Source organism: Burkholderia sp. 10_S31, from assembly GCF_056930375.1.
In genome coordinates, this window is sequence record NZ_JBXOWK010000001.1 from 104,740 (window position 1) to 124,238 (window position 19,499).

General features: G+C 66.9%; 20 protein-coding genes and 1 pseudogene. 9 read left to right on the forward strand and 12 right to left on the reverse strand.

Features of this window, described 5'->3' with window-relative positions; all coding sequences use genetic code 11:
• Positions 1 to 175: 175 nt before the first annotated feature.
• Positions 176 to 1,291, forward strand: coding sequence for a succinylglutamate desuccinylase/aspartoacylase family protein (locus AC1Z3W_RS00470; protein WP_057925642.1), 1,116 nt, complete (start codon positions 176 to 178; stop codon positions 1,289 to 1,291).
• A 136-nt stretch (positions 1,292 to 1,427) separates the two neighbouring features.
• Here the strand turns inward: AC1Z3W_RS00470 and AC1Z3W_RS00475 are convergent, their stop codons facing one another.
• On the reverse strand, positions 1,428 to 2,234 hold the full coding sequence (locus AC1Z3W_RS00475; protein WP_483506618.1) for a MetQ/NlpA family ABC transporter substrate-binding protein: 807 nt from the start codon (positions 2,232 to 2,234) through the stop codon (positions 1,428 to 1,430).
• A gap of 307 nt (positions 2,235 to 2,541) precedes the next feature.
• Here AC1Z3W_RS00475 and AC1Z3W_RS00480 point away from each other — a divergent pair, with 307 nt between their 5' ends.
• The 4 genes from AC1Z3W_RS00480 (at position 2,542) to AC1Z3W_RS00495 (ending at position 4,979) form a co-directional block, all read left to right on the forward strand.
• Positions 2,542 to 3,696, forward strand: coding sequence for a porin (locus AC1Z3W_RS00480; protein WP_057925640.1), 1,155 nt, complete (start codon positions 2,542 to 2,544; stop codon positions 3,694 to 3,696).
• Between the two features lie 217 nt (positions 3,697 to 3,913).
• Positions 3,914 to 4,174, forward strand: a complete 261-nt coding sequence (locus tag AC1Z3W_RS00485) for a DUF2866 domain-containing protein (RefSeq protein ID WP_011548992.1) — start codon at positions 3,914 to 3,916, stop codon at positions 4,172 to 4,174.
• Positions 4,175 to 4,297: 123 nt separating this feature from the next.
• The gene (locus AC1Z3W_RS00490) at positions 4,298 to 4,681 is read left to right on the forward strand and encodes a DUF6232 family protein (RefSeq protein ID WP_483506620.1); all 384 of its coding nucleotides are present in this window, start codon (positions 4,298 to 4,300) and stop codon (positions 4,679 to 4,681) included.
• A gap of 70 nt (positions 4,682 to 4,751) precedes the next feature.
• Positions 4,752 to 4,979, forward strand: a complete 228-nt coding sequence (locus AC1Z3W_RS00495; protein ID WP_057925725.1) for a hypothetical protein — start codon at positions 4,752 to 4,754, stop codon at positions 4,977 to 4,979.
• Positions 4,980 to 5,271: 292 nt separating this feature from the next.
• Here AC1Z3W_RS00495 and AC1Z3W_RS00500 read toward each other — a convergent pair whose 3' ends face one another.
• Together AC1Z3W_RS00500 and AC1Z3W_RS00505 are read right to left on the reverse strand one after the other, a co-directional pair.
• Entirely contained in the window at positions 5,272 to 5,883 is a 612-nt protein-coding gene (locus AC1Z3W_RS00500) for a trimeric intracellular cation channel family protein (protein WP_057925638.1), read from the reverse strand.
• A gap of 8 nt (positions 5,884 to 5,891) precedes the next feature.
• A pseudogene (locus tag AC1Z3W_RS00505) lies at positions 5,892 to 6,428 on the reverse strand (penicillin-binding protein); the annotation flags it as partial.
• A gap of 391 nt (positions 6,429 to 6,819) precedes the next feature.
• On the opposite strand from AC1Z3W_RS00505, the gene AC1Z3W_RS00510 reads away from it, so the two are divergent.
• On the forward strand, positions 6,820 to 7,614 hold the full coding sequence (locus tag AC1Z3W_RS00510; protein ID WP_483506621.1) for an aminoglycoside phosphotransferase family protein: 795 nt from the start codon (positions 6,820 to 6,822) through the stop codon (positions 7,612 to 7,614).
• A gap of 105 nt (positions 7,615 to 7,719) precedes the next feature.
• Here AC1Z3W_RS00510 and AC1Z3W_RS00515 read toward each other — a convergent pair whose 3' ends face one another.
• From AC1Z3W_RS00515 to AC1Z3W_RS00535, 5 genes are all read right to left on the reverse strand, one after another.
• Positions 7,720 to 8,556, reverse strand: a complete 837-nt coding sequence (locus AC1Z3W_RS00515; protein ID WP_057925635.1) for a bifunctional allantoicase/(S)-ureidoglycine aminohydrolase — start codon at positions 8,554 to 8,556, stop codon at positions 7,720 to 7,722.
• Positions 8,557 to 9,264: 708 nt separating this feature from the next.
• A complete protein-coding gene (locus tag AC1Z3W_RS00520) occupies positions 9,265 to 9,705 on the reverse strand; it encodes a hypothetical protein (protein WP_057925634.1) in 441 nt (146 codons plus the stop codon).
• Between the two features lie 376 nt (positions 9,706 to 10,081).
• Entirely contained in the window at positions 10,082 to 10,741 is a 660-nt protein-coding gene (locus tag AC1Z3W_RS00525) for a methyltransferase family protein (RefSeq protein ID WP_483506623.1), read from the reverse strand.
• A gap of 166 nt (positions 10,742 to 10,907) precedes the next feature.
• A complete protein-coding gene (locus AC1Z3W_RS00530) occupies positions 10,908 to 11,072 on the reverse strand; it encodes a hypothetical protein (protein ID WP_162840550.1) in 165 nt (54 codons plus the stop codon).
• Between the two features lie 255 nt (positions 11,073 to 11,327).
• Positions 11,328 to 11,747, reverse strand: coding sequence for an HIT family protein (locus tag AC1Z3W_RS00535; protein WP_124832667.1), 420 nt, complete (start codon positions 11,745 to 11,747; stop codon positions 11,328 to 11,330).
• A 285-nt stretch (positions 11,748 to 12,032) separates the two neighbouring features.
• On the opposite strand from AC1Z3W_RS00535, the gene AC1Z3W_RS00540 reads away from it, so the two are divergent.
• Positions 12,033 to 13,211, forward strand: a complete 1,179-nt coding sequence (locus tag AC1Z3W_RS00540) for an NHL repeat-containing protein (protein ID WP_175826405.1) — start codon at positions 12,033 to 12,035, stop codon at positions 13,209 to 13,211.
• Positions 13,212 to 13,417: 206 nt separating this feature from the next.
• Complete coding sequence (locus AC1Z3W_RS00545) at positions 13,418 to 14,821, forward strand: serine hydrolase domain-containing protein (protein ID WP_483506625.1); 1,404 nt, start codon at positions 13,418 to 13,420, stop codon at positions 14,819 to 14,821.
• Between the two features lie 64 nt (positions 14,822 to 14,885).
• Here AC1Z3W_RS00545 and AC1Z3W_RS00550 read toward each other — a convergent pair whose 3' ends face one another.
• The 4 genes from AC1Z3W_RS00550 to AC1Z3W_RS00565 form a co-directional block, all read right to left on the reverse strand.
• Positions 14,886 to 15,509 (reverse strand): glutathione S-transferase family protein, encoded by a 624-nt coding sequence (locus AC1Z3W_RS00550; RefSeq protein ID WP_483506626.1) that lies wholly within the window; start codon positions 15,507 to 15,509, stop codon positions 14,886 to 14,888.
• A 141-nt stretch (positions 15,510 to 15,650) separates the two neighbouring features.
• Positions 15,651 to 16,121 carry a DUF2269 family protein gene (locus AC1Z3W_RS00555; RefSeq protein ID WP_057925629.1) on the reverse strand — a complete coding sequence of 157 codons (471 nt, stop codon included), beginning with the start codon at positions 16,119 to 16,121 and terminating at the stop codon, positions 15,651 to 15,653.
• The gene (locus AC1Z3W_RS00560; protein ID WP_057925628.1) at positions 16,118 to 17,371 is read right to left on the reverse strand and encodes an SDR family oxidoreductase; all 1,254 of its coding nucleotides are present in this window, start codon (positions 17,369 to 17,371) and stop codon (positions 16,118 to 16,120) included. The genes AC1Z3W_RS00555 and AC1Z3W_RS00560 overlap by 4 nt, the downstream gene beginning before the upstream one ends.
• A gap of 141 nt (positions 17,372 to 17,512) precedes the next feature.
• Positions 17,513 to 18,046, reverse strand: a complete 534-nt coding sequence (locus AC1Z3W_RS00565; RefSeq protein WP_006760784.1) for a GbsR/MarR family transcriptional regulator — start codon at positions 18,044 to 18,046, stop codon at positions 17,513 to 17,515.
• Between the two features lie 204 nt (positions 18,047 to 18,250).
• Between AC1Z3W_RS00565 and fabV the strand changes: the two genes are divergently transcribed.
• Positions 18,251 to 19,453 (forward strand): enoyl-ACP reductase FabV, encoded by a 1,203-nt coding sequence (gene fabV / locus AC1Z3W_RS00570; protein WP_124832664.1) that lies wholly within the window; start codon positions 18,251 to 18,253, stop codon positions 19,451 to 19,453.
• Positions 19,454 to 19,499: the final 46 nt, after the last annotated feature.

Here is a 19,499-nt window from a genome sequence, read left to right on the forward strand (position 1 = left end):
CGGAAAACGCCCGCCCGAGGGGCTGCGGGAACGTTATTTTTTACGCGCCAACCTGATGATTCGAAAAGGAAAACGATAGACCGTGCGCGTGGTTTGATAGGTTCGCGGAAGGCAACGTACAATCGATCTTCCACGCATACCGGATCACTCGCGGCTGCGCCGCCCTCCCCTCATCATGCAAACGCAGACCCATCCGCTGATTTCCCCCGCCGTCGGCACCGAACGCCAGATCACGAGCTTCCACTACGGCCCGCGCGGCGGCAAGAAGGTCTACATCCAGTCGTCGCTGCACGCGGACGAACTGCCGGGCATGCTGGTCGCCACGCTGCTGCGCCGCAAGATCGCCGCGCTCGAGACGGCCGGCAAGCTGCGCGGCGAAGTGGTCATCGTCCCTGTGCCGAACCCGATCGGCCTGTCGCAGCACGTGTTCGGCGACCACCTCGGCCGCTTCGAGCTCGGCTCGATGCAGAACTTCAACCGCAATTTCCACGATCTCGCGGCGCTCGTGCTGCCGCGCATCGAAGGCCGCCTGACGAACGACGCACAGCGCAACCTCGCCGCCGTACGCGCCGCGATGCGCGAGGCGCTCGACGAGCAGAAGCCGCGTACCGAACTCGAATCGCAGCGCCTCGCGCTGCAGAAGCTGTCGTTCGACGCCGACATCGTGCTCGACCTGCATTGCGACAGCGACGCGGTGATGCACCTCTACACGAACCCCGACCTGTGGGAAGACGTCGAGCCGCTGTCGCGCTACCTGGATGCGCAGGCTTCGCTGCTCGCGCTGAATTCGGTCGGCAATCCGTTCGACGAGATCCACAGCTTCTGCTGGTCGGATCTGCGCAGCCGGTTCGGCGATCGCTTCCCGATCCCGAACGGCGCGATTTCCGTCACGGTCGAACTGCGCAGCGAGCGCGAGGTGTCGTACGAACTCGCCGAGAAGGACTCGCAAGCGATCGTCGAATACCTGACCGAGCGCGGCGTCATCGACGGCACGCCGGCACCGCTGCCGCCGCTGGCTCACCCGGCCACGCCGCTCGCGGGCACCGATCCGCTCGTTGCTCCGGTGTCCGGCGTGATCGTGTTCCGTACGCCGGTCGGCGCATGGATCGAGGCCGGCCAGGAAGTAGCCGACATCGTCGATCCGCTGACCGATCGCGTGATCACGCTGAAGAGCAGCGTGTCGGGCGTGCTGTACGCGCGCCAGATCGTGCGCTTCGCAACCGCGGGAATGGAAGTCGCGCGCATTGCCGGCGCGACGCCGATCCGCACCGGGTCGCTGCTGTCGGCCTGAGCGGCCTGCGCTGCCGGCCCGCGCGCCGCATCACGGCGCGCGCCAACGAAATCGCCCGCTTGCGCGGGCGATTTGCTTTTCGGCCGGGCGGACTGCCCGGCGATGCGGCCGGGCAACGGCCTGCTTGCGCCGTCGTTCAGAACGCCGGCACGATCGCGCCGCCGAACTTCCGGTCGATGAACTTGCGCACGTCGTCCGATTCATACGCCGCGACGAGCTTCTTCACCCACGGCTTGTCCTTGTCCTGCGCGCGCACCGCGATCAGGTTCGCGTACGGCCCGCGCAGATCCTCGATCGCGATCGCATCCTTCTCCGGCGTGAGCCCGGCCTTCACCGCATAGTCGGTGTTGATCGACGCGGCATCGAGATCGGGCAACGCGCGCGGCAGTTGCGCGGCGTCGAGCTCGACGATCCTGATCTTCTTCGGATTCTCGGCGACGTCGAGCGGCGTCGCGTTCACGCCGTTCGTGCCGGCGCCCGCCTTCAGCTTGATCACCCCGTATTTCTGCAGCAGCAGCAGCGCGCGGTTGCCGTTCGACGGATCGTTCTGGATCCCGACCTTCGCGCCAGCCGGCAAGTCCTTCAGCGACTTGAACTGCTTCGAATAGAAGCCCATCGGCGCCGTGTAGGTCAGCCCGACGTTCACGATCCGGTAGCCGCGCTGCTTGATCTGGCTGTCGAGAAACGGCTGGTGCTGAAAACCGTTCGCATCGAGGTCGCCCGCGTCGAGCGCCGCGTTCGGCTGCACGTAGTCGTTGAATTCGATGACCTTGATCGCAAGGCCTTCGCGTGCGGCGACTTTCGTCACCTCGGTCCAGATCTGTGCGTCGGGGCCGCTCATCGTGCCGATCTTCAGCGTCTGCGCTTCGGCATGCGCGCCGGGTGCGGCAAAGGCCAGCGCCGCGGCAAGCGCGCCGAGGCCGGTCAGGATCGAACGTCGCATGGTGTCCTCTTGTCCCGTGTCGTGGTCGAAGCGCGCATCGTGACACGGGGCCGGAACGGCACCAACGAAGCTTGTTTCATGTGCATATTCCGGATCCCGATCGAATCTCAGGCGGAATCGGTATAACTCCCCGCTATACAACCGTGCAAAATCCAATGTCGCATCGGCACCACAGATTCGTCATATGACAGAGGCTGTCACATTCATTACGTGGCCCGCCGATAAAGTTGCCGCCGGTCCGTGAAAGCGCCCGCAGAGAGCGCCGGAACCGCAACTGGACACGCCATTTACTCGCTCGGAGAATCCTTTGAACAAGAAACTGTTGACCATCGCCATCCTCGCAGCAACGGCCGGCACGGCACACGCACAAAGCAGCGTCACCCTGTACGGCGTGATCGACGCCGGTATCAGCTACGTGAACCACAGCAAGACCGCAAACGGCGGCAGCGGCAAGATGTTCAAGTACGACGACGGCGTGGCCCAGGGCAGCCGTTGGGGCCTGCGCGGCACCGAAGACCTCGGTGGCGGCCTGAAGGCGATCTTCGTGCTCGAAAACGGCTTCAACAGCGGCAACGGCACGATCGGCCAGGGCGGCGCGATCTTCGGCCGCCAGGCTTATGTCGGCCTGAGCCAGTCGCAATACGGCACGCTGACGCTTGGTCGTCAGTACTCGTTCTCGACCGACGTACTCGGCTCGAACTACTCGACGGGCGGCAACACGGTCGCGGGCAACTACGCGTACCACGTGAACGACGTCGACCAGCTCACGTCGAGCCGCATCAACAACTCGGTGAAGTTCCAGAGCGCGAACTACGCCGGCTTCACGTTCGGCGCGTTGTACGGCTTCTCGAACTCGACCGACTTCGCCGGCGCAGCGGGCACGGGCACCACGAACACCGGCGGCTCGTCGCGTGCATACAGCTTCGGCGTGAACTACGCGAACGGTCCGTTCGCACTCGGCGCGGCCTACACGGACATCCGCTTCCCGAGCCAGTCGTCGCCGGCATTCTCGACGACGATCGCGAACATCAGCACGGGTAACATCCGCGACCTGCGCACGTACGGCGTCGGCGGCCGCTACATCTTCGGCCCGGCAACGGCATGGGCCCTGTGGACGCGCACGCAGTTCACCCCGGTCGCAGCCGGTGCGTCGGGCACGTTCTACAACGCATACGAAGCAGGCCTGAAGTATGCGATCACGCCGGCCCTGTCGGCAGCTGTCGGCTACACGTACACGAACGCAACGCAAAGCGGCAACTCGGCGCACTGGAACCAGGGCAACCTGGCGCTGGACTACGCGCTCAGCAAGCGTACGGACGTGTATGCCCTGGTCATCGGTCAGAAGGCATCGGGCAACAACGTGCAAGCGCAGATCGGCTCGAGCACGAGCTACTTCAGCACGTCGGGCAACGGTGCGCAGAACCAGATCGCTGCTCGCGTCGGTATCCGTCACAAGTTCTAAAGCATCCGCTTAACTCGCGGATCACGACGGCAAGAACGGCAAGAAGCGCCCCGCTCCACGCGGGGCGCTTTTTTATGGGCTTTTAAGTTTCGCTTAATTCTGGGCTGAGAGGATGCTCTCACCCCCCCTGTTGGCCGCCTGAGCACCGGCGGCTTTTTTTTTGAGACCTACTACGGCACCGCCATCAACTGCCCACAAGACAGGATCGGAGGCCAAGATGATCGAAGATACCGTTTTCAGCCATCTGCACGCGATTCTGACGTGCCAACATTCGCTACCGGTCCAGAGCTGCCGCGTGTCGGTGGAAATGCAGCGTCCCTGGGGCCGCCCGTACCGGCTCGTCGAATGGACGATGCATCTCGACGCGCCCGCGCGGCGTCAGATCGTGCCGGCCGAATCGACCGACGAAGAGATCGCCGAGGTCGTCGCGTCGCACGTGCCGGGCCGCCTGTACGGCGACGGCCGGCTGCAGTTCTGATTCCCTTCCACGCGCGTCGCTGCCCGCGTCGCAACCGGCCCGCACGCATCGTGCGGCACTCGGTCTCGTTTGACGCGGCAACGAAGTCTGCTACGCTGCGCGTTTTCGTCCACGTAACATACGATGGAAAACGCATTCAACGAACGCGGCGTGATGGTCACGCGCAACGGCCTGTCGGCCGCCGGGCAAGTCTTCCCGCTGCGTGACATCCGCAACGTCGACGTCGTCAAGATCCCGAAGAATCGTCTCGTGCCGTCGCTGATCTCGCTGATCGGCGTGGCCACCGCCATCGCCGGCGGCATCGGCGCATCGAGCGGCGCGCTGGTCGTCGGCGTGATGCTCGCCGTCGTCGGTTATCTCGCATGGACCACGCAGGACATCACGTACCGGCTGATGGTCGAGATGCCCGACGGCAAGCGCGAAGCGCTGTCGAGCGTCGACCCCGAGTTCGTCGAGCGCGTCGCGCAGGTCGTGCGCAATGCACGGACGGCGACGGCTGCCGGCTGATTTCCGCTGTGCGCGCCAACCTCCTAGTATGAAAGAGCGGCACGCCGCCGCATCGTTCGAGGAGGTCGGCATGAACGCCCAATCGCTGTCCGGCATGCTGCGCGCGCAGGAACTGCTGCTCGTCTCGATGATCCGCACGATGCCGCCCGACGAACGCTGCGCACTGGTCGACCTCTACGCCGAACAACTCGCGTTTGCCGAACAGGCCGGCTTCGAAGGCCACGGCGATCGCGCGACGCACGACGCGTTCCTTGCACATGCGCGCAACCTGCTGATTCGCATCGAATCGCTGGCTTAGGGCCGGCCCGCTTCTCCCGAATTTGTCCCGCGCGGCTCGCCCGATCCGCGCGGACAGTGCGCGTCCGCACACGCCGCTTTCCGTCCCCATATTGATAATAATTCGCATTTGTAATGACGAATTTATCAATTCCCTTTCAATTCGCCGTTCGTCGCTTGTTGTGCGCGAACGGACCAACGTGACGACACTCTGGGGCGGCGAGCTCGCCCGCGTGCAGTTCGTGCGCACGGTCGCGCGCGAGCGGCGACGCGGCGTTCATCCGCACATGGCGGCGCGCCAGGCGCCTCGTCGCTCAATGCTCGACGTCCGCCGCGCCGAACGTCCGCATCTTCCATCCGAACCGCACGGCAAGCATCCGCATCGTGAAGCCCGCCGCCAGCGCGACCACCGTCGCAAGCCCCGCATCGATGCCGAGATACAGCATCCCGACATACAGCGCGCCCGTGAAGAACGCGACACTCGCGTACAGCTCCTCGCGCAGGATCAGCGGCATCTCGTTGCACAGCAGGTCGCGCAGCATCCCGCCGCATACGCCGGTGATCGCACCGGCCAGCACGACGATGATCGGCGCGGTGCCCGTCGACGCGCCGATGTCGCAGCCGATGATCGTGAACGCCGCGAGGCCGATCGCATCGACGGTGACGAACAGCGTCTTCATCCGCGCGACGTGCCGTGCGGCCCACGACGCGACCGTCGCCGCGACGAGCGTGATCACCAGGTACTCGGGATGCGCGATCCAGCCGAGCGGATAGTGGCCGAGCAGCACGTCGCGCACGGTGCCACCGCCGAGCGCGGTCACCGCGCCGACGAGCGCGAGCCCGAAGCGGTCCATCCCGCGCCGCATGCCCATCAGCGCGCCCGACATCGCTTCCGCGACGATCGCAATCAAGTAGAGCGTATGCATGGTGCGCGTCAGTCATCCGTCCGGAACAGGTCGAGCACGCGTTCGCGCTCAGCCGCATCGACAGCTGCGGGCATCGGCTCGCCGGACTTGTCGCTATCGCCAGGCGTGCCGGATGCACCCGTCACCACCACCGCACCGCCGCACGCAAAGCGGCTATGGATATACGCCGGTACGTCGGCCGTGCACGTGCCGCGCGTGTATTCGGCGTATCCGAAATCGCCGTCGACGAGCGCGACGTCCTGCGGCGGCGTTGCCTCGACCGGCGTGCGTCCGTCGGCAGCCGTCCCCATGTAGTCGAACCAGACCGGCAGCGCGAGCGTCGCGCCGGTCGCGCGCCCAATCGGGTGCGGCGTGTCGTAACCGAGCCATGCGACCGCGACGATGCCGGACGAATAGCCAGCAGACCACACGTCCTTCGAGCCGTTCGACGTGCCCGCCTTGCCGGCCGCGTCGGCGCGGCGCAGCGCAAGCGCGCCGCGCGCGGTGCCGGCCTTCACGACGTCGCGCAGCATGCTGTCCATCACGAACGCGTTGCGCGCCGACGCCAGGTGCCCGACGGACGGCAACTGCGTCCAGATGCGCTGGATCGTCCATGCGCCGATGCCCGCGCATGCGAGCGTCAGACCGAGCAGCGCGCCTGCGAGCGTGCGCCATGCACGGCGGCGCGATGACGTGTGAGGCGGCGCCGGTGACGGCGGAGGGTTGGCGGTGTGGTCGGTCATGCGGGCTCCTTCTTCGATGCGGCGACAGCGGGCGCTCGAGTGGCGCCCATCGGTCACGGAAGGCGCGCATTGTCGAAGGGATGACGCGAAACCGGAACATTCTTTAGCCAAAGTTTGGTTGGCTAAATTCTATTTAGGAAAGGATGGGCACGCGGGCGGCAGCGCCGCCCGAACCGCGCTGCGGACGAGCCGGTTCGCCTGTACCATCGTCCGCATGTTCGACACGTACCTGCGCCTGTGGGACCTCGTTCCCGACGGCGGCCCGATCCTGACCGCGAGCGGCGGCGTGCTGCCCGTCGTCTGGCACGCACGTCCCGCGATGCTGAAGGTCGCCACCTGCGACGAAGAGCGTCGCGGCAATGCGCTGATGACCTGGTGGAACGGGGATGGCGCCGCCCGCGTGTGGTTGCACGACAGCGACGCGGTGCTGCTCGAACGCGCGCAGCCGGCGCCGACGCTCGCCGGCCTGTCCGCTGCCGGCCACGACGACGATGCGATCCGGATCGCGTGCGATGCCGTCGCGCGGCTGCATGCGCATCGCGCACCGGCGCCGCCCGCGGTCGTGCCGCTGCACGACTGGTTCTACGCGCTGCTGTCGCTCGACACGGACGACGACGTGCTGCGCCGCTCTGCCGCGACCGCGTACCGGCTGCTGGCCGTGCAACCCGTCGACGACGCCGTGCTGCACGGCGACATTCATCACGGCAACCTGCTGCACTTCGGCGATCGCGGCTGGCTCGCGATCGATCCGAAGGGATTGCGCGGCGACCGCGCGTTCGACTACGCGAACCTGTTCTGCAATCCCGCGCACGACATCGCGGTCGATCCCGCGCGCTTCGCGCGGCGTGTGATGCTCGTCGCCGAGACGGCGCAACTCGACCGGCGCCGGCTGCTGCAATGGATCCTCGCATGGGCCGGCCTGTCGGCGGTCTGGCTGATGGAAGACGAACTGCCGCCCGATACGCGGCTGCAGGTCGCGATGCTGGCCGCCACCGCGCTCGGCGAGTAGCGCGCGACGCACGCACGCCGTCACGCCGGTTGCATCGAACCACGTCGCCAACAAAAAACCCGCCGGCATACACCGGCGGGCTTTCGGGTCCGACGCGCGCAACGCTTAGCGCGCGGGATTCAGCGTCAGGTTCATGTGACGGTTCACATCCTTGTACAGCAGGTAGCGGAAGCGGCCAGGGCCACCCGAATAGCATGCCTGCGGACAGAATGCGCGCAACCACATGAAGTCGCCCGCTTCCACCTCGACCCAGTCCTGGTTCAGGCGATAGACGGCCTTGCCTTCGAGCACGTACAGGCCGTGCTCCATCACGTGCGTCTCGGCGAACGGAATCACGCCGCCCGGCTCGAACGTCACGATGTTCACGTGCATGTCGTGGCGCATGTCGCTCATGTCGACGAAGCGCGTCGTCACCCATGCGCCGTTGGTGCCCGGCATCGCGATCGGCTCGACGTCCTGCTCGTTGGTCACGAACGCTTCCGGCAGCGCAATGCCGTCGACGACCTGATAGTGCTTGCGGATCCAGTGGAAACGCACGGCCGCATCGCTGACGTTGTGCAGCGTCCAGTCGGCGCCCGGCGGAATGAATGCGTAGCCGCCCGGCTTCAGCGTGTGCTTCTTGCCCTGCAGCGTCAGCTCGGCCTCGCCTTCGACCACGAACAGCACGGCTTCGGCGTTCTTGTCCTGCTCGGGCTTGTCGCTGCCGCCGCCCGGGTTCACTTCGACGATGTACTGCGAGAAGGTTTCGGCGAAACCCGACAGCGGACGCGCGATCACCCACAGGCGCGTGTTGGTCCAGAACGGCAGCCAGCTCGTGACGATGTCGCGCATCACTCCCTTCGGAATGACCGCGTACGCCTCGGTGAACATCGCGCGATCGGTCAGCAGATCGGTCTGCGGCGGGTGGCCGCCATGCGGCGCGTAATACGTTGTCTTAGACATAAAGCATCCAGGCAATGGGTTGGTCCGGCCCCGGGTAGCAACGGCAGGCGCGGCACGCGCGTGGGGCACGCATGCGGCGGCGGGACATCGTTGCCGGGGTGGCTTGAAAGCGCGGGCGCCTTCTTTCGGTCGGCCAGGCTTCGCGACGGGTCCGCCCGGTTCAGCGGGCGGGGCGACCCATGCCTGTGGGTCCGGCGGCCGGGCCGCGGACACTCGGGGTCATGCGGCGGGGCACGGGGGACGGCACGGTTCGATTCCGTACGCGGGCAGCGTTGACGATAGCGAAGTCGATCCTGATCGACCAATTAAATGTTGCGATGACATCCATTCGATTTCGCACTACCCGCCGGCGCCCGCGATGGCCGGTGCACGCGTGTCGCAAACGGTCGGCGCATCAGGGAAATCCTGATGACCGGAGGACAACGCGTCGATCAGCGATATCGCGTGGTGTCGGCCAAACCTGCCCGGCTGCATGTCAGTGCAACTGGCGATGTGGTCTGCAAGCGGGAAAGGTAAAGCGGGAGGGAGCGTGCCGAGCCGTCGAGCGGGGCCGGGCTTGAACTGCCGAAGGGGATGAAGGCGATGAAGGCCGCCGGTCTTGCCGGCGAAGGCGGCCCGGCTGAGGCTGCCGGGCCGGCTGTCGGATCGGGTGCCGACGCGTCGGGCGCGCCGGTGCGCAGGCCGCGCACCGTGCCGCGCCCGCGGCGATCAGTCCCAGTCGCGGTGATGGCGATGCTTGCGGTGACGATAACCGCGACCGCCGTGATCGCCGCGGTCGTACGAGTTGCGCGACAGGTTGCCGCCGAGCGCCGCGCCGGCGCCGCCGCCAACGGCTGCGCCCAGCAGGCCGCCCGTGCGGCCGCCCATCGCGTTGCCGGCCGCGGTACCCGCGCCGCCGCCGAGTGCGCCGCCGATGATCGCGCCGGTGCGCTCGTGACGGTTCGCCGTCACTGCGCCGCCCGCGCCGCCGCCGATCGCGCCGCCGATCACGGAGCCCGTGCTGCCGCCGACCGCGCCGCCGACCGCTGCGCCGGCAACCCCGCCGAGCGCGCCGCCGAGCGCGTTGTTCAGGTCACCGGCCATTGCCGGCAGTGCGGTCGCGCCGGTCAGCACGGCGACGACGAGAGTGGGGGCAATTTTCTTCCACATTCCCGTATTCTTCCTTGTTCGCAATCTGGTTATTGAAAGTCCGCTCGATACGACGATCTGAACCGATCGACGTCGATGCCGGCATTGTGCCGAATCCCGGACCAATTCATTTCAATGAGCTTGCGGCGAAGAATAGCACCGGTCGAGCCCCGCTGCCGTCGACATTCTGGTAACAAGTTGTTTACCGGAAGGCGACTCGGAAAGGCTTGCCGAATCGTCCGGCAACGCCCGCCGGCAAAGGCTTCGACGACGATCGGCCGGTCGGGATGACGGTGCGGGAAGCGTCCGCATCGCGAGTTCGGACACAGGTGGCAACACATCGGCGAGCGCAGCGGGGCCAGATCGACGCGCGCCGCCCGTTCGAAGCAAACGAGGGTCAGTACACGCCGGGAAGCAGCCGCCAGGTGTGCGCGCAGTACGCGTCGTATTCGGCGCCGAACTGCGCGCGCAGCAGCGCTTCCTCGGAACGGATGCGCGCCACGAGCGGCACCATCGTCAGCGCGACGAGCAGCAGGCCGACGCCCGAGCGGAACGCGAACGCCCAGCCGATCGAATTGACGACCAGGCCCAGATAGCTCGGGTTGCGGATGCGCCTGTAGATGCCGCCCGTCACGAGCGTATGGCCCGGCTGGATCGCGACGAGCCCGCTGAAGCGCTTGCCGAGCACGAATACGGGCCAGATACGCAGCACGCCGCCCGCGACATACAGCACGACGCCGATCCAGCGCACCGTGTCGCCACCGAAGGTCCATACATCGAGCCGGTCGGTCAGCGCGGGCAGATAGGCGAGCAGGAAGCCGCTCGCCGCGAAGGCCGCGAGCACCCAGCGGTTGTCGCGGTTCTCGCGTTCGCCGGCGCTCAGGTTGCCTTCGGTAAACAACGCGGCGACGGCCAGCGCGAACGTCGCGACGACGATGACGGTCAGTTGCGGATGCGAGAAGAAGGCTGCGAACCCGCCGATGCCGAGCACGGCGAGCCCGAGATAGACGAGCGTGGAGACGCCCGACACGATTGCGACCTTGCGCGTAACGGCCATGGCTGCCTCGCCGGAGTGGACTTTCCTGTGAAGTATAGGAACCCGGGCGAGCGATGCGCAGACGCGCCGTCATGCGGCGCGCGAATCTTCCCTGCGGGAAGCGGCGGCGGAACGTCGAACGACGCGGTCGATCGACGTGCGGGGCAAGCCCGCGCCCGCCGCGTGGTCAGCGAATACGGAAGTGCCCGCCGATCCCGACACTGACGGGCGGTGCGTAATACGCGGGCGCATAGCCGTAATAAGCCGGCGCGGGGGCGTAACCGTAAGGCGGCGCGACGTAACAGCCGGACAGGCCGGCGATCAGCGCAAACGTGATGAGGACTTTGTACATGGCTCGATTCCCGGCGAAGAGGACACATGACACCTTGCGAACACCGGGCCGTCGCATCTTGCGACGGCCGGCACGAAGGGGTCGCACGCCCTTCCTGTCGCTCGATGAAGCAATGCGCGGAGTCTAGCGCCGGGGCGGCCGAGCCGAGTTTCTCGGGCGGTTACACGTGTTACCGAGCGTGACTGCTGAAACAGATGCGAACGGCGTCGCGGCGCGCGCCCGCTGGCGCCGCGGGAACCACCCGCCGTGCACGCGTTACACGAAATGTGCGCGGATGCGCTGCGCGACCGATTCGAGCGTGGCCGCATCGGCGATGTCGCGCGCGTGCAGCCGCAGCTCGACGCCTTCCCAGCGCGGGATCACGTGGAAATGCACATGCGGGACCGTCTGGCCCGCGGCCGCGCCGTTGAACTGGCCGATGAACACGCCGTCCGGCCCGAGCGCCGCGCGCACGGCCGCCGCGACGCGCTGCGTCATGCGGATGCCGGCCGCGGCCGCATCGCCGGACAGCTCGAAGATCTGCGCGGCCGGCTCCTTCGGGATCACGAGCACGTGACCGTCGGCCTGCGGCATGAGATCCATGATCGCGAGGGTTGCGTCGTCTTCGGCGACCTTCACGCACGGCAGTTCGCCGCGCAGGATCCTGGCGAACGGGTTGTTGTTGTCGTAGGACATGGCGTTTTCCGATTTTTCCGATTGCGGTTTGACTGGGAACGATGCCGGACGATTATCGGCCGATGGCGGGTCGGATTTCAACTTGTCAGGACGTGTCGCGATTGCGGTGAACAATGCACGCCGGCTCGCATGCGATGTCCGTCGACTGAGGGAATATTCGGCCGTCGCGATCCGTTTATTCCGAGCGTGGATTCGCGCACGATCGCGAACCCGCGCCGGACACCCGTCGGCTGCGCAGGCCGGCAGCCGGGATGACTGATTGCGATCATCAACCGGAGTCATGCCATGAACCCTCTCCCTTCCTGTCGTTCACCCGCCCCGCCCGTCCTCGCGATTCACCCGCCGCTCTTTGCCCACGCCCGTCGCACGTTGGCGCGCACGCTATGCCACGCGGCTTGCGGCGCCGGAGTGGTCGCATTGTCGTCGGCTTTCGCGTGGGCCGGCGACAGCGACATCATCCTGCCGGTCGTCTCGTCGGTCACCGCGTCGACCGTGCCGGCCAACGGCGACGTCAATCCGTACGGCATCGCGTTCGTGCCGCGCGGCGTGCCGAGCTGGAGCACGCTGAAATCGGGCGACGTCGTCGTGTCCAACTTCAACGCGGCGTCGAACGCGCAAGGCACCGGCACGACGATCGTGAAGCTGTCGCCCGGCAAAACGCCGGCAACGTTCTTCCAGGGCAGCAATCTCGGCCTGACGACCGCGCTCACGGTGCTGCGCAGCGGCTTCGTGCTGGTCGGCAACGTCCCCGCGCCGGACGGCAAGACCGTGGTCGCACCGGGTTCGCTGCTCGTCATCGGTCCGCAAGGCAATCTCGTCACGCAACTGGTCAGCGCCACGCTGCTCGACGGGCCGTGGGACATGACCGTGATCGATCACGGTCCGCGCGTGACCGCGTTCGTGTCCAACGTGCTCAATGGGACGGTCGCACGGATCGAACTGGTGATCGGCCCCGATGGCGTCACGATGCTGCCGAGCTCGCGCATCATCGCGTCGGGTTACGTGAACCGGACCGATCCCAACGCGCTCGTCGTCGGCCCGACCGGTCTCGCGTACGACCCGAAAGTCGACGTCCTGTACGTCGCGTCCACCGGCGACAACGCGGTGTTCGCGATCCAGAACGCCGCATCGACGAACCGCAACGGTGGCGTCGGACGGATGATCTACTTCGATGCCGCACACCTGCACGGCCCGCTCGCCCTGGCGCTCGCGCCGAACGGCCATCTCGTGACCGCGAACGGCGATGCGGTCAATCCCGATCCGCAGCATCCGAGCGAGATCGTCGAATTCACGGTGGACGGACGCTTCGTCGCGCAGATGCAGGTCGACACCGTGCCGGGCGCAGCCTTCGGCCTCGCGTTCGGGCAAGGCAGCAAGGGTCATCCGGAATTCGCGGCCGTCGACGACAACACGAATACCGCGACGGTCTGGACACTGCGTTCGGACAACGACAACGCACAATGACGCACCGTATGAACGGGCCGCATGCGGCCCGTTCGAACCTGCGCGATCGACACATGCGATTCGCACACGCCGGGCACCATGCCGCCTGGGCGATGCCGCCTGGGCGATGCCGTCCGGCGTCGCTCCCCCGCGATTGCCACCGCTTGCCCGAACCTGCGACACTGCCGGATCGTTGCCGGCCGGCACGCCACCGAGGACGCTCGCGCATGACGCCCCCCTTCAAATCGCTGATCCGACGCGGCGTCGCCGTCGCGCTCGTCGCCGCGGTCGGCTACACCGGCTACATGCTGTCGCGGCTCGCCCCGATCGCGACGGGCTATGCCGCGAAGGCGCTGTGTTCCGGCGTATTCGTATCAGGCCGTCCGGCCGCGTCGGTGATCGATGTCGACATCATGGCCGGCGTGCATCCGCTGCTGAAACTGGTGCGTCCGTCGATCGATCCCGAGCATCATCGCGCCGTCGCGACCTTCGCCGGCTTCGCGCAACGCGAGGCGGACTTCCGTCCCGGGCTCGGCTGCACGCTCGCGCTCGGGCCGTCGCCCGGCGTGCTGCCGGCCGCGCTGCCGCCCGTCGCCGACCCACCGCCCGCGAAGGAAGCGGCGCCGGCCGCCCCGCCCACCGGCATCGACACACGCAAGCTGCAGGCCGCACTCGACCGCGCGTTCGACGAACCCGATCCGGCACGGCCGCGGCGCACCCGTGCGGTCGTCGTGATGTGGCGCGGGCAGGTGATCGCCGAGCGCTACGCGCCCGGCTTCACGGCCGACACGCCGCTGCCCGGCTGGTCGATGACGAAGACCGTGACGGCCGCACTGGTCGGCGTGCTCGTCGCGCAGCACAAGCTGTCGCCGGATGCGTCGGCGCTGCTGCCCGAATGGCGCGACAGCGGCGACCCGCGCGCGGCGATCACGCTCGACGAACTGCTGCGAATGACGAGCGGCCTGCAATTCAACGAAGACTACGACGACCCGCTGTCCGACGTCGCCGTGATGCTGTTCACGCAGCCCGACACCGCGCGCTTCGCGTCGGCCAAGCCGCTCGCCGCAAAGCCCGGCACGCAGTGGCATTACTCGAGCGGCACGAGCGCGATCGTCGCGCGCGTGATGCGCGAAGCGATGGGCGGCACCGAGGACGATTACCTTGCATTTCCGCGCCGTGCGCTGTTCGCGCCGCTCGAGATGCGCAGTGCGGTGTTCGAGCCCGATGCGGCCGGCACGCTCGGCAGCGCGTCGTTCATGTATGCGAGCGCGCGCGACTGGGCGCGCTTCGGGCAGCTTCTGCTGCAGGACGGGGTGTGGAACGGGCAGCGACTGCTGCCGCAAGGCTGGGTGCGCTACCTGACGCGCGCGACGCCGCAATCGACGCGGCAGGAATTCGGCGCGCAACTGTGGGTCAAGGTGCCGGAGCCGTTCAACGATCGCGATCCGCATGCGCGCGCGATGCCGGCCGACGCGTTTCACGCGGTCGGCCATGAAGGCCAGTTCGTGAGCGTGGTGCCGAGCCGCGAGCTGGTGGTCGTGCGGCTCGGGTTGTCGCGGCCGGAATCCGCGTGGAATCACGAGGCGTTTCTCGCACGCGTGCTCGAGGCCGTACCGGCATCCGGTACGTGACATGCCGCGGTGCGGCGGCGGCAGTCGAACCGCCGGCCCTGCACCGCGCGCGACATGCGATGCGTTACGGGTTCGCGCTGCCCGCGTATCGCTTGAAGCCTTCGCGCGTCGCCAGACGCTCGATGTAGCGCGTCACCGCCGGGAAGTCCGGATGCTCGAACGGCGTGCCGAACCAGCGGTTCACCGACAGGCCGATCGGAATGTCGGCGAGCGTGAAGTGATCGCCCGCCACGAACGCTTCGGTCGCTTCGAGCTGTGCGTTCAGCACCTTCATGTGCTTCGTCCAGCCCGCGATCGACTGCGCGATCGCCGCCGGGTCCTGGTGATCGGGCGACTTGCGCACGAGGCCGAGGAACGCGCCGACCCACGAACGGTTCAGGTCCGCGCCCTGCCAGTCGATCCACTGATCGACCCGTGCGCGCGCCTGCGGCTCGGCCGGATAGAGCGCGTCGCCGCCATAGCGGTTCGCGAGATAGCGGATGATCGTGTTCGACTCCCACAGCACGAAGTCGTCGTCCTTGACGACGGGCACGAGACCATTCGGATTCAGCGCGAGATAGGTCGGGTCGTTGGTCGTGCGAAAGCCCGAGCCCCAGTCTTCCTGTTCGAACGGCAGGTTGAGTTCGGTGCACAGCCACAGCACCTTGCGGACGTTGATGGACGGGATCTTGCCGAGGATGTGCAGCATGCAGGCTCCTTGTGAGGTCGAGTGCGAAGCGTCAGGCGTGCTCGAGGCGAGCCCGAACGCGCTCCCGTCGAATTTATACACGAGCGCACGGAAATCGACAGGGCCCGCACGCGAAATCGGTGTGCCGGCACGCTGCCCCGCTTACATCGGCTTGAGCACCATCAGGAAATAGACGGCCAGCATCGCGAAGAACGCCGGATAGCCGAGCCGTTCCCAGCGCTTCGCATACTGCCAGTAGCGCGCCGGCAGCGCGGCGTCGCCGTTTGCATGCGCGAGCTTCGCCATCCCGGCGAGCTCGATCTGCAGCCATACGACCGGCAGCCAGCACGCGCCCGCGATCGCATACAGCACGATCGACGCGACGAGCCACGGCGTCTGCCATGGCCAGCCGGCCGTATGCGCGAGCCACAGTCCGGACGCCGGCTGGAACAGCACGGCCGGCGTCGTGAACCACCAGTCCGCGCGCACCACGAGGCGCGACACGGCGGCGATCGCCGGCACCGAGCGTGTGCGATTCGCGAAGAACAGGTAGAACGCGGTGCCGAAGCCGGTGCCGACCATCAGCACCGAGGACAGGATGTGCAGCGTCTTGATGACGAGATAGGTGTTCATGCTTGTTCTTCTTCAGAAAACAGGATCGACAGGATCGCGAGAATCGGCACGTTCTTGAGCACGGGGCCGAACGGCTCGGCGAGCAGGCCGGGCATCGTGACCGCGATGACGGCCGAATACGCGACGATCAGCGCGCCCTGCGCGGCCCACAGACGGCGCGACGGCGCGGCAACGGTCGCCACGCCGAACGCGAAGTCCAGCGCGCATGCCGCGTAGAGCGCGATCAGCGCGGGCAGCCCGCTCAGGTGTACGCGGGCGAGCATCGCGAGGCTGTCGCTCAGCGGGTGGACAAAGGCGCTCACGATGGCCGTCCAGATCCAGACGATCGCAAGCGCACCGAGCAGCAGCGGCCGATGCCACATCGCGAGCGCGTCGCGGCGCAGCATGATCGCGTCCGCGCCGATGAAACTGCGCAGCCCGCGCGGCGGCCGGCCGAGCACGGCCGCAAGCGCCGCGGGATCGCCGGTGTTGCCGCCGCGCAGCATCGTCCACGTATCGCGGGTCAGCATCGCGCCCGGCATCGTGCCGAGCAGCGCGGCTGCCGCGCCGACCAGCGGGCCCGGCAGCGCAATGCGGGCCGCCGGCGGGAAACCCAGCGCGGCACGATAGACGCCCAGCATCTCGCGATACTCGACTTCATCGGCACCGACCGCGTCGATGACCGGGTTGCCGGCCTCCGGCGAATCGACGAGCCGCGCGACGAGCTCGGCGAGATCGTCGACATGCACGGGGCGCAGCCGCTGATGGCCGCCCGCCGGCAATGCGTGCACGGGCAGGCTCGCGAGCATCCGGAAGAACCGTGCCGACGTGCCGGCCGCCCCGTAGACGAGCGCGGGACGCACGATCCGGTAATCGAGCGGCAGCGTCTGCAGGAAGGTGTCGGCGGCGTACTTGCTGGCGAAATACGGCGTATCGCCGCGCTCGACGCCCAGCGCCGAGATCTGGATCACGCGTCGCACGCGGGTGCGGCAGCATGCCGTGAAGAGCGCGCAGGGCGCCGCACGATGCACGGAGTCGAACGTCGCATCGCGCCGGTCGGCGAGCATCCCGACCGCATTGATCACGACGTCGACGCCATCCAGCCGGACGAGCCACGCATCGGGATCGACATCCTTCGCGAAATCGATCGCGACGTCGTGCGGGCCGACCGCATGCCGCACGCCGCGCAGCACGCGATGGCCGCCAGCTTCGAGCCGCGCGCCCAACGCCCGCCCGATGAACCCGTTCGCGCCGCAGACGAGGATGTTCATGTCGCACTCCGCGATGCGGCATGCCGGCGGATCGACAGCATGGGCCTGTTCATTTTCATCCTCTATTTACAGTTATTTCTGTAACGACAGAAATAACAACTCCAAAAAAAGCGGGCTGCGTGCCCGCACGTCCGATACCGCTTACTTCGACGACTTGCGCCTGACCGTCTGGCTGATCTTCGCGCCGATGCCGAGCGCCTTCATCAGCGTGTCGGGCTTGAGCCGCAGCATCTCGTCCGACCAGGTCGTGAGCGTCTCGACGAACTGCAGCGTGTCGCGGATGCGCTGTTCGGTCTCGCGGCTTTCATCGGCGATCTCGGGACTCGTCAGGCAGTCGCGCAGCACCGTGAGCGTCGGTTCGATCTCGCGCTGCCGCCGCCCTTCGACGATCAGCTTGAACAGTTCCCAGATGTCGGTGGACGTCTCGAAATGGTCGCGGCGATCGCCCAGCACGTGCACGACCTTCGCGAGCCGCCACGCCTGCAGTTCCTTCAGGCTCGTGCTGACGTTGGAGCGCGCGACGTTGAGCGTCTCGGCGATCTCGTCGGCCGCGACCGGCCGCCCGGCCAGGTACAGCAGCGCGTGAATCTGCGAGACGGTGCGGTTGACGCCCCATCGCGAGCCCATTTCGCCCCAGTGGAGGATGAATCGTTCGGCAATCGGTGTGAGTTCCATGTCGGGAAATTTAGTTTTTTCAGTTATTTCTGTCAAGAGAGAAATAACTGGCGTCCATGCGAATCGCCACGTTGGCGGTCCGCCCCCGGGCGATCGCGACCGCCGTCACCGCCCGCCTTTCCCGCCGTGCCCGCCCGCATCCATTACAATGCGCGGGATTTTTCCGATTTCAGGCCGTCCGCGCCTTTCTGACTAGAGGTTTCCATGATCATCAAACCGCGCGTGCGTGGCTTCATCTGCGTGACGACTCATCCGGTCGGCTGCGAAGCCAACGTCAAGGAACAGATCGACTACGTGACTTCGCACGGCCCGATCGCCAACGGCCCGAAGAAGGTGCTCGTGATCGGCGCGTCGACCGGCTATGGCCTCGCCGCCCGGATCTCGGCCGCATTCGGCTCGGGCGCGGACACGCTGGGCGTGTTCTTCGAGCGCGCCGGCAGCGAAACGAAGCCGGGCACGGCCGGCTGGTACAACAGCGCCGCGTTCGAGAAGTTCGCCGCGGAAAAGGGGCGCTATGCGCGCAGCATCAACGGCGACGCATTCTCCGACAAGGTCAAGCAGGTCACGATCGATACCATCAAGCAGGATCTCGGCAAGGTCGACCTGGTCGTCTACAGCCTCGCGGCACCGCGCCGCACGCATCCGAAGACGGGCGAAACCATCAGCTCGACGCTCAAGCCGGTCGGCAAGTCGGTCACGTTCCGCGGCCTCGATACCGACAAGGAAGTGATCCGCGAGGTGTCGCTCGAGCCGGCGACGCAGGAAGAGATCGACGGCACCGTCGCCGTGATGGGCGGCGAGGACTGGCAGATGTGGATCGACGCGCTCGCTGAAGCCGGCGTGCTGGCCGACGGCGCGAAGACGACCGCGTTCACGTACCTCGGCGAGCAGATCACGCACGACATCTACTGGAACGGCTCGATCGGCGAAGCGAAGAAGGATCTCGACAAGAAGGTGCTGTCGATCCGCGACCAGCTGGCCGCGCACGGCGGCGATGCACGCGTGTCGGTGCTGAAGGCCGTCGTCACGCAGGCAAGCTCGGCGATCCCGATGATGCCGCTCTACCTCTCGCTGCTGTTCAAGGTGATGAAGGAACAAGGCACGCACGAAGGCTGCATCGAGCAGGTGTACGGCCTGTTCAAGGACAGCCTGTACGGCGCGACGCCGCACATCGACGAAGAAGGCCGTCTGCGCGCGGACTACAAGGAACTCGATCCGCAAGTGCAGGGCAAGGTCGTCGCGATGTGGGACAAGGTGACGAACGAGAACCTGTACGAGATGACCGACTTCGCCGGCTACAAGACCGAGTTCCTGCGCCTGTTCGGCTTCGAGATCGCCGGCGTCGACTACGACGCGGACGTGAACCCGGACGTGAAGATCCCGGGCATCATCGACACCACGGCCTGACGGCCGGACCCGCCGCGCGCAGGTGCGGGCGGCGGGCCGTCTTTCA

What these genes read in the sequence shown, in the direction of transcription:
- AC1Z3W_RS00555 (WP_057925629.1), bottom strand. Translation starts at nt 16,121, where the DNA reads ATGAACACCTATCTCGTCATCAAGACGCTGCACATCCTGTCCTCGGTG.
- AC1Z3W_RS00565 (WP_006760784.1), bottom strand. Translation starts at nt 18,046, where the DNA reads ATGGAACTCACACCGATTGCCGAACGATTCATCCTCCACTGGGGCGAA.
- AC1Z3W_RS00540 (WP_175826405.1), top strand. Translation starts at nt 12,033, where the DNA reads ATGAACCCTCTCCCTTCCTGTCGTTCACCCGCCCCGCCCGTCCTCGCG.
- AC1Z3W_RS00530 (WP_162840550.1), bottom strand. Translation starts at nt 11,072, where the DNA reads ATGTACAAAGTCCTCATCACGTTTGCGCTGATCGCCGGCCTGTCCGGC.
- fabV (WP_124832664.1), top strand. Translation starts at nt 18,251, where the DNA reads ATGATCATCAAACCGCGCGTGCGTGGCTTCATCTGCGTGACGACTCAT.
- AC1Z3W_RS00525 (WP_483506623.1), bottom strand. Translation starts at nt 10,741, where the DNA reads ATGGCCGTTACGCGCAAGGTCGCAATCGTGTCGGGCGTCTCCACGCTC.
- AC1Z3W_RS00485 (WP_011548992.1), top strand. Translation starts at nt 3,914, where the DNA reads ATGATCGAAGATACCGTTTTCAGCCATCTGCACGCGATTCTGACGTGC.
- AC1Z3W_RS00550 (WP_483506626.1), bottom strand. Translation starts at nt 15,509, where the DNA reads ATGCTGCACATCCTCGGCAAGATCCCGTCCATCAACGTCCGCAAGGTG.
- AC1Z3W_RS00510 (WP_483506621.1), top strand. Translation starts at nt 6,820, where the DNA reads ATGTTCGACACGTACCTGCGCCTGTGGGACCTCGTTCCCGACGGCGGC.
- AC1Z3W_RS00490 (WP_483506620.1), top strand. Translation starts at nt 4,298, where the DNA reads ATGGAAAACGCATTCAACGAACGCGGCGTGATGGTCACGCGCAACGGC.
- AC1Z3W_RS00520 (WP_057925634.1), bottom strand. Translation starts at nt 9,705, where the DNA reads ATGTGGAAGAAAATTGCCCCCACTCTCGTCGTCGCCGTGCTGACCGGC.
- AC1Z3W_RS00535 (WP_124832667.1), bottom strand. Translation starts at nt 11,747, where the DNA reads ATGTCCTACGACAACAACAACCCGTTCGCCAGGATCCTGCGCGGCGAA.
- AC1Z3W_RS00545 (WP_483506625.1), top strand. Translation starts at nt 13,418, where the DNA reads ATGACGCCCCCCTTCAAATCGCTGATCCGACGCGGCGTCGCCGTCGCG.
- AC1Z3W_RS00560 (WP_057925628.1), bottom strand. Translation starts at nt 17,371, where the DNA reads ATGAACATCCTCGTCTGCGGCGCGAACGGGTTCATCGGGCGGGCGTTG.
- AC1Z3W_RS00475 (WP_483506618.1), bottom strand. Translation starts at nt 2,234, where the DNA reads ATGCGACGTTCGATCCTGACCGGCCTCGGCGCGCTTGCCGCGGCGCTG.
- AC1Z3W_RS00515 (WP_057925635.1), bottom strand. Translation starts at nt 8,556, where the DNA reads ATGTCTAAGACAACGTATTACGCGCCGCATGGCGGCCACCCGCCGCAG.
- AC1Z3W_RS00500 (WP_057925638.1), bottom strand. Translation starts at nt 5,883, where the DNA reads ATGCATACGCTCTACTTGATTGCGATCGTCGCGGAAGCGATGTCGGGC.
- AC1Z3W_RS00495 (WP_057925725.1), top strand. Translation starts at nt 4,752, where the DNA reads ATGAACGCCCAATCGCTGTCCGGCATGCTGCGCGCGCAGGAACTGCTG.
- AC1Z3W_RS00470 (WP_057925642.1), top strand. Translation starts at nt 176, where the DNA reads ATGCAAACGCAGACCCATCCGCTGATTTCCCCCGCCGTCGGCACCGAA.